9 protein-coding genes are annotated in these 15,263 nt (G+C 57.1%); 3 read left to right on the top strand and 6 right to left on the bottom strand.

What is annotated here, in order from left to right; translation table 11 throughout:
* Window positions 1-20: 20 nt before the first annotated feature.
* On the bottom strand, window positions 21-1,010 hold the full coding sequence (locus BRAS3843_RS34785) for an alpha/beta fold hydrolase (RefSeq protein ID WP_008973938.1): 990 nt from the start codon (window positions 1,008-1,010) through the stop codon (window positions 21-23).
* A 231-nt stretch (window positions 1,011-1,241) separates the two neighbouring features.
* Between BRAS3843_RS34785 and BRAS3843_RS34780 the strand changes: the two genes are divergently transcribed.
* Window positions 1,242-2,258 (top strand): AraC family transcriptional regulator, encoded by a 1,017-nt coding sequence (locus BRAS3843_RS34780; protein ID WP_063710335.1) that lies wholly within the window; start codon window positions 1,242-1,244, stop codon window positions 2,256-2,258.
* Between the two features lie 422 nt (window positions 2,259-2,680).
* Here the strand turns inward: BRAS3843_RS34780 and BRAS3843_RS34775 are convergent, their stop codons facing one another.
* Entirely contained in the window at window positions 2,681-3,406 is a 726-nt protein-coding gene (locus BRAS3843_RS34775) for a DJ-1/PfpI family protein (RefSeq protein WP_008973934.1), read from the bottom strand.
* Window positions 3,403-3,627 carry a hypothetical protein gene (locus BRAS3843_RS34770; RefSeq protein ID WP_008973933.1) on the bottom strand — a complete coding sequence of 75 codons (225 nt, stop codon included), beginning with the start codon at window positions 3,625-3,627 and terminating at the stop codon, window positions 3,403-3,405. Before BRAS3843_RS34770 ends, BRAS3843_RS34775 begins: the two co-directional genes overlap by 4 nt.
* Window positions 3,628-4,245: 618 nt before the next feature.
* On the opposite strand from BRAS3843_RS34770, the gene BRAS3843_RS34765 reads away from it, so the two are divergent.
* Together BRAS3843_RS34765 and BRAS3843_RS34760 are read left to right on the top strand one after the other, a co-directional pair.
* On the top strand, window positions 4,246-6,489 hold the full coding sequence (locus tag BRAS3843_RS34765; protein WP_008973931.1) for a DUF262 domain-containing protein: 2,244 nt from the start codon (window positions 4,246-4,248) through the stop codon (window positions 6,487-6,489).
* 127 nt (window positions 6,490-6,616) lie between these two features.
* Window positions 6,617-8,002, top strand: a complete 1,386-nt coding sequence (locus tag BRAS3843_RS34760; RefSeq protein ID WP_139025063.1) for a transposase — start codon at window positions 6,617-6,619, stop codon at window positions 8,000-8,002.
* 248 nt (window positions 8,003-8,250) lie between these two features.
* Here the strand turns inward: BRAS3843_RS34760 and BRAS3843_RS40105 are convergent, their stop codons facing one another.
* The 3 genes from BRAS3843_RS40105 to hsdR are packed head-to-tail and all read right to left on the bottom strand — an operon-like array spanning window position 8,251 to window position 14,569.
* Window positions 8,251-9,555 carry a restriction endonuclease subunit S gene (locus tag BRAS3843_RS40105; protein WP_083841507.1) on the bottom strand — a complete coding sequence of 435 codons (1,305 nt, stop codon included), beginning with the start codon at window positions 9,553-9,555 and terminating at the stop codon, window positions 8,251-8,253.
* A 2-nt stretch (window positions 9,556-9,557) separates the two neighbouring features.
* A complete protein-coding gene (locus tag BRAS3843_RS34750; protein WP_008973928.1) occupies window positions 9,558-11,036 on the bottom strand; it encodes an N-6 DNA methylase in 1,479 nt (492 codons plus the stop codon).
* Entirely contained in the window at window positions 11,033-14,569 is a 3,537-nt protein-coding gene (gene hsdR / locus BRAS3843_RS34745; RefSeq protein WP_008973927.1) for a type I restriction-modification system endonuclease, read from the bottom strand. The genes BRAS3843_RS34750 and hsdR overlap by 4 nt, the downstream gene beginning before the upstream one ends.
* Window positions 14,570-15,263 lie beyond the last annotated feature (694 nt).

Below are 15,263 nucleotides of genomic sequence, written 5' to 3'. Positions count from 1 at the left end.
GGTCTTTCCTTTCTCTGGGTTCAGGAGGGGATCGCAGCGACGCCGTCGCTCCACAGGAAATTGATGCTTTCTCGCCACAGCGCGAGACGCATTGCCTCGAGATGCATGAGGTGCGTGCCACGGCTGATCTTGATATCGCGCTTGTCTGGCGCGTGGACGAACGCGTCGAACAGCCAGCGGGCATCCTCATCCGGGATCAGTCCGTCCCATTCCCCGCGGATAATCGCGACCGGAGCTTGCACCGCGGCGGGGTCATAGGCGAGCCGACCATGCCAAGCCTTGAGGATCTCGCTGAAGGGACCCAGCGGCGTCTTCACCCCGGACGGCTCGCGGGCGCGGCTTTCCGGGTCGCTGTCGAGGTATCGTTGGCCCCATTCGTCAAAATGGACACGCGAGAGCACCGGAGGCTCATGCGCGGGCACATCCTCGACGAAGCGATTCCATTGGTCCTCCAGAGTCACGATGCGCCAGGCGGGAAATGGCGCTGCTTTCTCATAACGTCGCGGACCGCGACGCGCGATAGGCGCAAACATCACCAGTCGATCGGTGCGCGCGGGATGGCGTCCGGCGAACAGGCCGGCGGGCATCGAGCCCCAGGAGTGCGAGATCAGGGAAAGCTTTTCGATATTCTGATGACCCAATATGAATCGCACTGCGGCCTCGATCTGTAGGGCGGCATCATCAGTGGCGCAGAGAGGTGAGCCATCGGCTGCGGGCTCATCCATTTCCGGATAGCGGTCGGAGTGGCCGAAACCGTAGAAGTCGAGCCCCCAGACGTCGAAGCCGGCCTCGTTGAGGGCGTCTCGCCACGACTTGCCCTCGAAGCGATGTGCTATCGAGAGCGCCGAAGGGAAGGTCGCGCCATGGATGTAGATGACCGCGCGACGCGGTTGAAATCCGGTTTGCACCGCGGGCAGAAACCGCAGGAACAAAGACATTCCGTCGCGCGGACCTGGCACGCGGAAATGCTCCTCACGCGGATCGAGCTTCTGAACATTCGCCTGGAGCAATGCGAACCTCCTCAGATGACGACCCTGTGTTTCTTCCTGCAACGTTGACGGCTGGTCTTCGAATTCTTGGGACCTGTGCCCGCCGTTGGGGACCCTCGTGCTAGGCTCCGGACCATCATTCGGGAATTTAGTCGTCCCGGCCTTGGAACGCTTGGGCGCAGAGGAAGGTTTCACTGGGATAGAGCGGAAGCAGCGGAACCCAATCCCGGCGTGTTGGAGAGTGCCCTTGATATGAGCCCAAGCGCAGGCGGAGCCGTCGACATCGATTTCTCAACCGACGGAATTCCTGACCGGCATCGCCTGGAATGTTGGCGGGAAGTATTCGCGAAAGCGGTTGTCAAAATGGATTGGAGCGCACTGCTCGACCGCCCATTTCAGCAGCGGGCAATCGTGCGCGGACTGCCCGGACTCGGCGTTGTCATTGGCACCCAGACAAGTACCGGCTTCGTGGCGCGGCGAACGTCGGAACTGATAACAGCGGGAACTGACGATCTGGTGCTGACGATTCTGCAAACTGGCCGCTTCATGCAGAGGCAGCTCGGACGCGAGACTGAACTGGCTCCGGGTGAGGCCATACTGGGCTCTGGCTCGGACGTCGGCGAAGTGATGCTCCAGCCAAATTCGAGTTTCGTCGCATTGAGCTTACCGCGCCATGCGATGATCCCAGTGCTAGCATACATTCAAGATCGCGTGGGGGCGTCGCTGCCGGCCAGTTCGGAGCCGTTGCGCCTGCTGACGAGCTACGTCTCCAACGTACTCTGCGGTGCTGCCCCGGTCACGAGCCCCATATTGCAACAGCGTGTCGTAAGCCACGTCTATGATCTGGTTGCACTGGCACTCAGCCGTTCGCCGGGTATCAACTCGCTTCATGGCGGCACCGCTGCCGCTCGACTGAACGCCATCAAGTCAGACATACTCGCCCACCTTGGAGACGGAAGTCTTTCCGAATCGATGATCGCCAGCCGCCACGGTATAACAGCGCGATACATTCGCCTTCTCTTCCAAGTCGAAGAGACGACATTCTCCGATTTCGTGCGCAACGCGCGTCTAGTGCGCGCGCACCGGATCCTGACCGACCCGTGTCTTTCCGAGCGAACCATCACGTCGATCGCCTATGAGGTCGGATTTTGCGACCTCTCACATTTCAATCGCCTCTTTCGCAAGACCTACGGTGCGCGGCCATCAGAAATACGCCCTTGTAAGGGCGCGAGAGTTCTTTGCTCGACGCGGCCGGGAGAAGAGCGGTAGCGCGGACTAACTAGCTAGGAACCAGCACCGCCGACGTGGCGCTGCTCACGACCATGAGAGCAGGCCAAACGGTGCAAGCTAGATCTATTAAGAAAGCGGTGGTGCTCGACGCTGCCGCAGATCAGCAGGTCGCGGATGCCGCCCCCATCTTCAAGGAAGAAGGCAGGTCTTTCTGAAGTGGAAATGCGACAGAGAACCTCTACGAGAGCAAGCGCGTCGAGCGCGGTCCGCTTGTCGGCGATCCGCCTATTGACGAACTCGCGCTCCAGGTCGGGTCCGGAGCAGTCGCCCGTGGCGGAAAAGTTGTTGCGGAGCGTACGGCTACAGGCCAAGTTTTCTTGGCCGCCGCCTGTAAGCGGCGTTCGGCCTCGCTGGGCCGTCTCGACGCACTAAACATCGGCACGAGAGGGGGCGCCATATCTCTATCTCGCCGTCCGGATCAGATCGATGAAGCGCCTCCATGCGATCTTGGGTACAAGACGGCGCTGATCGGCGGGAACGGTTTCGTCCATCATCGTCCTGGCGAGATCCCGCACCTCCTTGGTGGCCTTCGTCATGTGACCGGCCCCGAACGGCGGATGCGGGTCGTACTCGATGACGAGTTGGATCGCCTCGGCCCGTTCGCGACCCGCGATCTCTCCGGCCAGCCAAAGGGCCAGATCGATGCCCGCCGACACGCCGGCCGCGGTAACGATCTTTCCCGACCGAACGACGCGTTCATCGGGCCTCGGCTTCGCGCCCATGATCCGGAGCACGCCCATCTTGTACCAGTGCGTGGTCGCGGGCTGGCCTTTCAGGATTCCTGCCGCCCCCAGGATCAACGCACCGGTACAGACCGACGCGGTCCACGAAGTCGTGGCGTGCACCTGCCGCAGCCAATTCAAGATCTCGTCGTCCACCATCTGGCCGGGGGTGGTCGAGCCGCCCGGGACGACCACCAGGTCCGGAGCGGTGGCCTCAGCGAGTTCGTGAGTGACCCCGAGCAGCAGCCCGCCGCCCTCCGTGTCGACGGGCCCCACTTCCTTGCCGACGAAGCGGACTTCCGCGCCGGGAACGCGCGACAAAACCTCCCACGGGCCGACTACATCGAGCGCGGTCACGCCCGGATAGAGAAGGATCGCAATCTGAAGAGGTGTTCCGCGGTTCACTGCTGCTTCGAGCTATCCTGCGCGTTCGCGTTGTTCGGGTCTTTCTTGTTCGCCTCGTGGTGGCCGACGACACACCCCGCCGCCGCGCCTAGCTTGCCGTGTCCCGCCATGTGGCCGGCGGCGCCCCCGACGATAGCTCCCTTGATGCAGCCCTTGGCGTCCGCGCCGGGCGCGCTGGCCAGCGAAACCGCGGCCACGCAAGCCGCCATAATCCATTTCATGACATCCTCCGATCGTGATGGACGTGGGGTCCAACGCGATGCCAACGAACACCGTTCCGTCACGCCGACGGGCCGGCGGCCGTGCTACGGTAGATACTGGTCGCACACTTCCGCGGCCACCGGGCCCCGAAGCTCAAGGTGTGAAATCGTTCACGGCGGTGGAGGAATTCATTCTGGCGGCATTAGGTGCGATTTCCCTCGGGGCTGCCCCAGCGCAAGGATTCGTCTTCCGCCGACGGCCCAATGAGAGCAGCTTGGGTGCGCCCCGGTGCTACACCGTCAATTTCCGGCGGATCGAGAAGACCCCGATTCAGAGGACTTTTGCGCTGTCCAAAACAGATGGCGGAGAGAGTGTCCGCCAATCGCGGCCATATTCCAACGTCTTTTCAAGTACTTGCGATATTTCGCCTACGATAGTCCACAAATCCATATACTAAGCAGACGCAGTCGGTCGCACCAAGGTCAATTGCGGCGGTTCGGACCGGCGGCCATGGACCGGACGCACTGCTTCATGCAATCTACAATAGTAGCCTCATGTCATTGCGTCACCTGGACCTATACTCCCAGCCCCTTCTTTGATGCCTCAAGCAATCCTCAACACTAATGCGAGACGAACAGATGGCTCTGTTTACGACCACAGCCTATCCTCTTGTTGCGCTCATTGAAGACATCGGTCTTGGCAAGATCGGCCTACCAGAAATCCAGCGTCCCTTTGTTTGGCCCAACGTAAACGTTCGCAATCTCTTTGATAGCCTCTATCGGGGTTACCCGGTCGGATATCTGCTCTTTTGGGAAACCGGAGCCGATCCTGAAATGCGCAGGATCGGCGAACCTAGCGATCAGAAGGCCCCGTCGTTAGCCATTGTCGACGGACAGCAGCGCCTCACTTCGCTCTATGCGGTAATAAAGGGCAAGGAAGTGATCCGTTCGAATTTCGTCAAGGATCGCATTCGGATCGCATTCAATCCGCTTCAATCCCGTTTCGATGTCGCGGACGCATCCATTGCCAAAGACAAGGCGTACATCCCTGACATCTCCGAGCTTTGGAAACCCGAAACAAACGTTTTCGAATTTGCAAATCATTTCGTCGCCGAACTGAAGAGTGTTCGCGAATTGACTACGGAGGAGATCGGCAAAGCACAGTCATCGATCGGCAGGCTGCATGGTCTCTTACAGTACAGCTTCACCGCACTGACGCTAAATTCCGCCGTGGATGTGGAAACTGTCGCGGAAGTTTTTGTGCGCATCAACGGCCAGGGCAAGAAGCTTAACCAAGCCGACTTCATCATGACACTCATGTCGGTGTTCTGGGATCAGGGCCGCGCCGAGCTCGAGAAATTCGCGCGCGAGGCAACAGCACCTAGCAAAGGCGGCCCATCACCATATAACCATTTTATCAAACCATCACCCGACCAGTTGCTGCGCGTAGGTGTGGGGTTGGGGCTAAAGCGAGCGCGGCTGGAAAATGTATATAGCGTGCTGCGCGGACGCGACGCCGACACTGGCGAAGTTGATCCGAAGAAGCGCGAGGCCCAGTTCGAAATCCTGAGGTCGGCCCAAACTCATGCGCTCAACTACGCCAACTGGCATCATTTTCTGGGAGCCTTGACCCTAGGTGGCTATCGCCATGAAGGAATGATTACCTCTGAAACCGCTGTTATCTACTCTTATGTGCTCTACTTGATTGGCATCATAGATCACGGCATTGAGAAGCCAAAGATGCGTCAAGCCATAGCAGAATTCTTCTTCATGGCCTCTCTTACAGGCCGATATACAAATTCACCAGAAACGGCATTCGAGTTCGATCTCGCTCAGTTACGCGGAATTAAGAGCGGCGACGTCTATCTCGAAAAGTTACGACAAATCTGCGCCACGACTCTGACGAACGACTTTTGGGAGATCACTCTTCCCAATCGGCTGGCGACTTCCGCATCACGCAGTCCCTCGCGGTTCGCGTATCAGGCGTCACTGATCCTCTTGGGCGCTCGCGCCCTCTATGGGCCGCTCAAGATTGCCGACATGATCGATCCTGCAGTGAAGGGCTCAAAAACCGCTGTTGAACAGCATCATCTGTTTCCACGCAGCTATCTGAACAGCATCGGCATTACTGATCTTCGTGAGGTCAATCAGATTGCCAATTTCGCTGTCGTCGAGTGGCCAGATAACGTCAAGATCAGCGATGAAGCGCCGAAGGATTACGCGCCTGCGCTCGACAAAAAGATGTCCTCAGCGGAGCGGCAAGAGATGCAGAGATGGCACGCCTTGCCGTCCTTGTGGTGGGACCTGCCCTACGAGCAGTTCTTGAAGGAACGACGTGTCAAGATGGCAAGCTTGGTCCGCGAGGGTTACCAAAAGCTTTGCGGAGTTACCCCTACAGCGCAAATCGCCCCGCTTTCTATTGCCGAACTCTTGGCTGCCGGTGAAAGCAGCGTCGTGGAGTTTAAGTCGACGCTCAGGACCAATCTACATACAGGTCAGCCAGACGATAAAATCCAACTATCAGCGTTGAAGACCATCGCGGGGTTCCTCAACGCACGGGGAGGAACCTTGATGGTCGGCGTTGACGATGAAGGCAAAGTACTTGGACTGGCGGCCGACGGCTTCCCAAATGAAGATAAAATGGGTTTGCATTTGGTCAATCTGATCCGCGATCGCATCGGCGATATTTTTCTGCCTTACGTGCATCCCCATTTCGAAGACGAGGATGATCAACGCGTATTCGTGATCCGTTGTGAACGGGGTCCTAAACCAGCGTTCGTGAAGGACGGAGCTGTGCAACGGTTTTACGTTCGCGGCGCTAACGCCACCGTCGAGCTGTCCGGTAGTGCCGTGATGGATTACGGAAACGCTCACTTCAAATAGGAGCAGACGAGAACCAGTCACTCCCTTTGTCGGCTCCCAGTCGATATCCCCGCGCGATCAGGGCACGCAAATGTCAAAGCTAAAGTACCCACGGGACATGTTTTCGCTGCGGGAGGGGGAAAAGCCGATGTACGGCGAGGCACCCAATGTTAAGCGGGCTGCCGAATTCTTTCGATCGCTAATCACACCCGAAGAGTGGAGAGATCGGCGTCTTGCAATAGCACAATGGTTCTACTCTAGCTTGATCGGCGAAGCCGTAGACCCCACGGGCAAAGGCAGATTTTTCGATAGCCGCGATCTCTTTGGGTGGCAGCTATTTTTAGCGGAAGCGTTCACTGATCACCCTTGGAATTACGACCCGATATATGGCAGTCGTGTAATTCCCATCTTTACGGCGATTGGGGCCGCTCTCGACCTCTTGCTGAAGGTCGATGGTTTCGCCGCCCGTGCTGCGAAGTTAGTCGGTTCTGATAAGGGACAGCCGAACGGCCCTCTGTTTGAGATGCTGGTGGCCGCTGCATACGCTCGCGAGGGTGCCAAGGTTGCCTTCAGGGACCAGACGCCCGGCCAGGCCAAATCTCATGACCTCGATGTCGAACTCAAAGGCAAGAAATGGGCGATCGAATGCAAGCGCATGGAAGGAGGAGAATACCACGAGGAAGAACGAGCGCGCATGCGTGAGCTTTGGAAAGAGCCATGCTTGCTATTAGTACGTCAGCGTTGCAACGCAATCTTGGACGTTAAGTTCAAAGTCGAGCTTAAGGACGTTCCTGATGATTACCTGTTGCAAAAGACTGAGAGGTTTTTGCGAAGGTCGGTCAGCTATAACGGTTGGATCGACAGGATTGCGGAGGGCACAATTCAGAATTTGAGCCTGGAGCCTCTTCAACGGGCCATACAAGAGAAGGGGCATCTGCTGCATCCAAGCCCCAAGTTTAGCGAGTTACTGATGGGGCGCTACGAGCGTTCCGACAACACGCTTATGATCATTAGCGCGAAGCCCGCATCGAACCCTCACTTTCTGAGCGGGGTCAACTTTGCGACCGCCTGTCGATGGATCAGCGCGTCGGAAGAAGCGATAGACAAGAAGGCAAGAGACATTATGAAGCGACTTTCGGAAGCTAACTCGCAGTTACCGGCGGATGTCTCGGGAGTGGTTCATATTGGATTTGAAGCGCTCGGCGAAGATCAGATCGAGCAAAGAAGGTTCGAGAAGATCATTGAAACCGCGTGCAAGTTTGAGCGGGGACAGTCAGGACTCCAGGTCGTCTACTGCCATTACTTCGCGCCGGACCCAGCGCCCGACGAGGTTTGGGCCATCGATGAGACAGTCCAATGGTTCGCCGTTTCTCCTGATACTCGGCCTTTGGAGCATGGAACCCTTCTTCCGTCCGACACGGAAGGGAGACCTGGCGTTCACTGGAAGGCTCCTGAGGCATCGCGGACTAAGCTCGGGCGTGCTTTGTCGGCAAAAGAACTAGATGTGGCATTGATCGCCGATGGAAACTCGTGAAGCCCGGCCGGTCAGCCCGATGAAACTCCTGGCAACGATTTGGGGGCCGTCGATGATCATAGAAGGCGCTTTGACCATCGTTTGATTTTCAATATCCGCCCAAGACGGATCGCATAGTACGCTGCACGGCCTTCTCCATGCCACGGTATGCCCCGAAGCTCGACAAGCATTTCGGGCGCTTCTTTAGAACGCATAGCGATCTTGGGGTCATGACGCTTATGCAGCCGTTTCCAGCCTGTTCACCTCTCTCATTTTTCAACAACGCGTTCCGCCTTGATCCGCTCTAACAGGCTGATCGCTGGCTCATCATTCGGGTCCTGCGGCACAAGCTCGCCTCGGAATGCTTTGGCGAGGATGGCTCGGTCGAGGTAATCGACCAACTTGCGCGCGCTGGAGGTCTCAGACGCGATCCGCTCAACCCAAGTGAACGCTTTTTGGACCAGCTGCACGATTACCCGCTGTTCTTCAACAGCGGGAATGAGAAGCTCAATTCCGGACAAATCCGCCTGTGAAACCTTCCAGATGCCAGCGGTGGTTTTTGCGGCATCCTCTATCTGGATGCGCACTTGTGGCGCATTCCAAATAAGGGCGAGCCAATGGGGGTCTGCACGGTCCAATGCGGGTCGGATACGAAATGCTGTATCTGGAAAGATTGTGGGCTGTATCACCTGGGGAACTATCGATGCTCTTCCAACCAGTGATTTAGTTCCATTACCGCGAACAACAAGAACGTCACCCTCCTGCAATTCAAAGCGACGAACCTGCGCTTCCTCTATTGGGAGAAAGCGAACATCAGACATGTCGGTAATACGAGCCCGCAATGCACTTAGTTTGAGTGACCGAACGCCGGGCGGCTCGTCGCTCCCACGAATGGAAAGACCATTCCTGATCGGCGTCTCGATTAGGTCATTTAGGTAGCCGGTTCTTAGCTCGTTGAAGCTACCCTGCTTGACACGCCATTCTCGCGACAATTCACCTTGAAAAGCGGCGGCTAAGATGGCCTGCTTATATTTTTCTACAAGTCGAGGTAGGTGATCGAGTTGATCACGTGCCCGCCGGGATTTTGCGGTCAACCTGTCGATCTTTGACGCGATCCGCCGCTGCTCCGATATCGGCGGGAGCGCGATCTCTGTTTCTTCAAATTTCCCTTTGGTAACGTGGCGCAGACCAACCCCACCATGGGCTTTTGCGATTTGTTCGTCGAGTGTTTGGTTGATGGCGTATCTAAAAAACGTCTTATCAACTACCCGATCATTATAGCGAACGTTGAAGATGTGTTGGTTTAGTACCGCGTTGGGTCCATTCCAGGTGTGAGCCCCAAAGGATGTCCCTGGGGTGCCAGACCAAGCAAACAAAAGATCGCCATTCCGAACCAAAAACCTCTCGCGTACCGGCCCGTCGAAATAGTTAAACGTGGCATTCGGTCGGTTGAGATTTTGAATGCGAATTATAGGCAGCCCCTTTTTGCTCCAGTCTGAGGGCTTGAACGCCATCCCATTTACCAGATGGCATAGATCGCCAATCTTCGTACTTACCCACCCTTCCGGTCGCATACTCACTCCGCCGCCTCCACCAAGGAGGCCGCCTGTTCAACGCTATCGGGCTCCAATTCTTCTGACAGACCCTCAATTTCCTCCAAAGCCGCTTTCAAATGTCCGACAATAGCGGCCGCGATGTCTTCTGGCTCTGTGAGGTGCTCTTCGGTATCAGCCTCTGTATCGCGCAGCCACGAAATATCGAGATTGTCATTTCGAGCCTTGATCTCTTCCCGCGTAAAGCAACGAAAGCGTCCTTCCGAACCCTGATCCTTGCGCTTCGTTCCGCCGTTAGGATCATTACCGTATGCCCTTTCGAATTCCGCGAAGTCGCGTACGGACAGCGTACGCGTTTTGCCAAACGCAGGCGCGTCCGCTCGCATATCAAAGACCCACAGAGCCTTAGTGTTGGCCTTATCGTTCTTGCCGCGCTGAAAGAACAGCAAGTTGGTCTTGACGCCCTGCGCGTAGAAGATGCCAGTCGGCAATCGCAACATTGTGTGCAGATTACATAAATCCATCAGCCAGGTTCGGAGCCGCTGCCCTGTATTGTCCTCGAACAAAACGTTGTCGGGCACAACTACCGCCGCGCGCCCTCCCGGCTTGAGACTGCGGACAACATGCTCGATGAACGCCAATTGCTTGTTCGAAATGTCGGCGGTGATGGAGAAGTCCGAGCGCGTTGGGCGACCACCACCCTTCTTGGTTCCGAATGGCGGGTTTGTCAGGATCAGATCAGCCTTCGGCAGCCGCTCGCCATCGGGACTAAGCGTATCTCCGACCGCCACGCCTGTCCCTTCGATGCCATGAAGCATGAGGTTCATCAGCAGCAGCCGATGGGCATCAAGCACGAGTTCCAGCCCGACGAAGGCCTGCGTCCGCTGAAAGGCCTGTTGCGCAGGCGATAGGTTGAACAGGTCGTCCGTGGCGTCCTTGATGTAGCGATCAGCGGCGACGAGAAAGCCGCCAGTTCCTGCCGCCGGGTCCTGAACGATTTCACCGTGCCTCGGCTTGAGCAATCTGACTGCGCAATCAATCAGCGGTCTTGGCGTGAAATATTGACCGGCACCAGATTTCTTTTCCCCCGCGTTTTTCTGCAGGAGACCTTCATAAAGATCGCCCAATCCTTCGCGCCTTGCGGAGAACCAATCCAGCTTGTCAATTTCCGACACCAGCGTTCTCAGGTTCGTGGGCTTGCGTAGCGAAGTTTGCGCGTCGGTAAAAATGTCGCGCACCATTCCGCTGCCGCCAGTACCAAGTTTGAGCAGCAAAGCGCGGTAATGGGTCAGAAGCTCTTCGCCTTCGCGCTTGATCAGATCGCCCCAGCGATACCCTTTTGGCAATGCGTCTTCCCGCTTGGTCTCCTGCATCATCTTGAGGAACAGGAGGAACGTAAGCTCGGTAACGTAGGCTTGGTAAGTGATGCCATCGTCGCGAAGAATATTGCAGAGGCTCCATAACTTTTGCACGATGCCCTGTGTGGTGCCATCGTTCGTCATGCCGATCTACTCCAAAGCTCGTCATTGATATCGCCGAGAATAGCGTCCAGCCGACCATCGAAGATGCGGTTCAATCGCGCGAAGCCGCCGGTCTCTTCTCGAAATTGCTCTTCATCCAAAACGGCCCGATCTGCAACACCTACCTGCGCCACCGCCTTGCCGATGCGCTCCAGCCATTTGCGCTGCGGCTCACTCCAAGTTCTCTGCGCAAGGATACGATCAACTGCGGCGCGTACGCGATCTGCCCAAGGCACGAGCGGATCACCGAGGGCTGCTTGGCGAACGAAACCAACAATGGTTGCGGCAATGTCCTGGTTTTTCGCCTGCTTCCACGCGGTTCTAAGCGCCTGCTCGGAGAAGCCTTGCTGACCAAGCTCCATCCGAAGCGTCTTCAATGCATCTCTAGTTAATTCGCGTGGACGCTGCACGACAGCCTGCAACGCAGCAACCTTGTTAACGTTCTCACGTATGAACTTTTCGAACGAACTGAGGAAATCTTCCGGCTTGGTCGTTGGGCCGTACCCGGTCGTGGCGGCGACGACCTTATCGGGGTGTTCGGAAATCGGAAGCGGGATTGGTTTTCCACCCTCAGGTCTCCAATCCAGAATGGGGCCAAGACCGGGCTTGCTTTTGATCCAGTTCGCCATTGCGTCTAGGGGTTCGTGCCGCAGACGGTCGAGGGTCGTCTGCACCGGCTCTCCTGCCGTGTTCTGATACACCTCATGCGCTTCAGAAGACAGCTTCGTAAGCGTTCTTTGCAGCTTCACCAATATCTCGTCGCGCAACTGCTGTCGGTGCGCAGGAGCGGCTACCCGAGCGAATTGCTCCAAGAGCTGGGTCAGTGTCAGTTTCGGGTTGACCACAACTGGCTTCATCGACGTCAATGGTTGGAGCGCCTCGTAAATGCCGACGGCGTCAAAAATTCGGAAAGTCTCCTTCCCTATTTCAGGACAGAGACGCGTGGCGCGACCCAACATCTGGTCGTACAAAATGCGGCTGGCGACGCGACGAATGAAGACGAGATTTTCGATCTTCGGAACGTCCACGCCGGTTGTTAGCAGATCAACCGTTACCGCCACAGAGGGCGAAACATCATTTCGAAAGCTGCGGATAAGTTGCCCCGGATTGTCCACGCTTCCAGTAATCTTTGCGACAGCGGCATCATCAACCGAGCCGTAACGGCGAACAAAGGCCTTTTTCAGTTCATCCACTACGATATCCGCATGGCCATCAGAGGCGGCAAAAATCAGGGTCTTCCCAGGCAGCGATGGGTCGATGTGTTTGGCCAGTTCATCACAAACAACACGATTAAATGGACGTGTTATCACACGGCGATTGAAATCACCGACCTCAAAGTCAAGATCGTCAGGAGCGTGGGTTAGATCGATTTTCCCGGTTGCGGTATCCAAGAAGGACAGCTGATCGCCCCTCGCAAAATGGATACCGTCTCGCGAAAGCTCTGTCTCTATGCGGGTGGGCGGATCATGATCAATCAGGTAGCCATCGACGACTGCTTCGCGATACGAATATGTGAAGATTGGCTCACCGAATATTTGAACCGTGTGCAGCGCAGGCGTCGCGGTCAAGCCGATCTTCACCGCATCGAAGTGCTCCAAGATGCGGCGATATTTCGAGACGTAGTCAGCCTCATTGCGGAATGACATTTCGGCGTCGGACATTTCTCGATCGAGCAAATAGCCCCGGTGGCATTCATCGACCACCATCAGGTCGTACTGATCGACGGGTGGAATTTCCTCTGTTTCGTTCGCCAACAAGACCCGTTTTACCAAGCTCTGAATTGTGCAGATATGAACCTTTGTAGCCGTTTCTGGAACGACATCGCCAAGTTCCTTCAAGCCAAAGATGTCAGCGAAAGTCCGAGCGCTCACGATGCGGGTTGTTTTGAACTCTGTGGCGGCTTGCTCGCCGAGGGCGTGACGATCCACAACGAAACACACGCGACGGAAGCGTTTCGTCTCCAACAAACGGTACAATAGCGCGACAGCCAGCCTCGTCTTGCCGGTTCCCGTCGCCATCGCGAGGAGCATTCTGCGATTGGCGTCGTCTGCGAGCGTCGTCTCGACAGTGCGGATGGCACGCTTTTGATAATCACGGAGCGGAAACCCAAACTCGATTGGCAGTGACGCGAGGCGCTCCTGGGCTGCCTGCCTGTCGATGTTCAGTTCAGCCATCAAGCCTTCGGGTGTCGGCCAATCGGTGAGGGCACGCCGAAGGTTCGTTGGATTGCGAGCGTCGCGAAACCAGATGCCGCTCTGCGTCTCAACCTGCTTGAGATAAGGCCGCCCATTGGTGGCGAAGAGAAAGGGGACGCGAAATGGCGGCTTATCGGTGGGCGCGGAGCTGACTTTCCACGGCCCCCCTTCCGGATGTTCAACACCATTGATGACATCGAAACCCTGTGCATAGCGCCCTGCTTGATCGATGGCCGCCTGTACATTCTTTCGCTTTCGTTTGGCCTCTACCAACGCAACGCAGGTCATGCCGACAAACATCGCATAGTCCGCAGGACCATTGCTTGTCGGCCATTCTGCGATAGCCAACGATTTGCCCCGGACGGGTCGCGCCCCCTTGGCATATCGTAGATTTACGCTATCGGCGTCCCACCCGCGCTCACGTAGCTGCTCATCGATGAGCACGCGCGTGTCGGCCTCATCAAGATCGATGGCCTCAGCAGCTGCTTCCGCAAGCTGGAGAACCTTTTGCTTTTCACCGGCGGGGCTCGCGGCAGCGGCGACCTGCCATCCCACGAGTTGTTCGGCGAGTGGCGGCGACCCCACGCCCAAGGCTTCTCGACGAAACAAAATATCGCCCCGTTCGCTCAGGCCTGAGGAAGTTGCATGCTCCTGGAAGCGCATCAGTCGTCGGGAGAGTTCATTCTTAGCGGCCTCAGCCTCGGCGGCCAGCTGTTCCCAAACCTTTCTTTCCTCGGCAGCGCCTTCCGCTCCTTCCTCGGCGGCCAACCGCGCAGCTTCCGCTTCGGCCGCCATTGCCTTGGCTCGTTGCGCTTCGGTAAGCGCAGCGTCCCTTTCTGCTTTGAGCCTACTAAGTTCGGCGGCAAGTTCGGCGGTTGGATCGACCGGCGGTCGTGGCGGCTGAAATGGGCCGGACTTGAAGTTGCGATCATCGAACGTTCGGTAGAACCAGATGCCAAGCTGCCGAGCCATCTTGAGGCAAGCCAAGGCCTTGGCGTGATCGCCCTCACGGCGGTGTGTGGCGGCGTTACCGTCCACTCGAATTTGGTGGAATAGCTCCAGCACACTTGGCGGGTAACTTGCCTCAACGCGAAGACGGCGCAGCAAGTCGGCCTGTTGTTCCCGCGCGTCCGTCAAAACGCCGGACCGCGCGGCAAGCATTTGGGCCAATAGTTCGCCGAATTGGCGAAGGTGGATCAGTGCGACGATAGGATCAGATGTGAAGTAATGTTCGCAAAGAGCGCCCACGCGTTCCAAATCTGGATAGCGTTTCGCAAGAAAGTTAAAATTCGCCGATTTTGCCCGCCCGATGGCATTCATGCAATGTGGCCGACGCCCCCTGGGGGGCATTGTCCCCTGTATCCCATTAAAGTTCGTCGTCCTGGGACGCCGGATATCAGGGCCGACCGCTGCCCCCGGTATCACCGCAACCTATGCATACGGCGTCAGATCGCACAACTGGGGCTGACCGATCTTTCTACTTTTGTTCTGTGCGACCTGGCCTTCTCGATGCGGCGAGGGTGCTTGCATCCGTAACCGACACCGCCTTGACACGGGCGGTGTCTAAATCAATTGGAAAATCGATGCTGCAAGTAGTGGATGAGGTTTGGATAATCTGCAGGCGTGCGCCTGAACCGCGTCGGAAGTCCCCTTTCCAACGTCATGGCGCGGGATCGCAGCCGCTCATACGTGCTTCGATGCATGCCCTTTGGTCGGTCCGGAAATGGCGCTGCGAGAGACGCAAGGCCACCAAGGCGGAGCCGCAGCTTGCAAGCCTCGAAATACCGCCGCGATTGGGTGCTCTTGCCCTGGCTCGCGTAAATGGGATTGCCCGCGCACATCCGGCAGAAATATCCCGCCATTGCTCGAACGAGTATTGCCACTCGGCGCTGACAATAGGGGCAGTGTAACCACGGCCGAGCGCCGCCGTAATGGCATCGGGTCCAAGAAACCCTGATTTGTTGATTGACCGCTTGGTTGCGCAGCTCCAATTGGATCAGGTATCGGCCAGCAC

This window comes from Bradyrhizobium sp. STM 3843 (genome assembly GCF_000239815.1).
GTDB lineage: Bacteria > Pseudomonadota > Alphaproteobacteria > Rhizobiales > Xanthobacteraceae > Bradyrhizobium.
The sequence above is the reverse complement of the archived record's forward strand: the minus strand, read 5'-3'. Positions and strand labels throughout refer to the sequence as shown.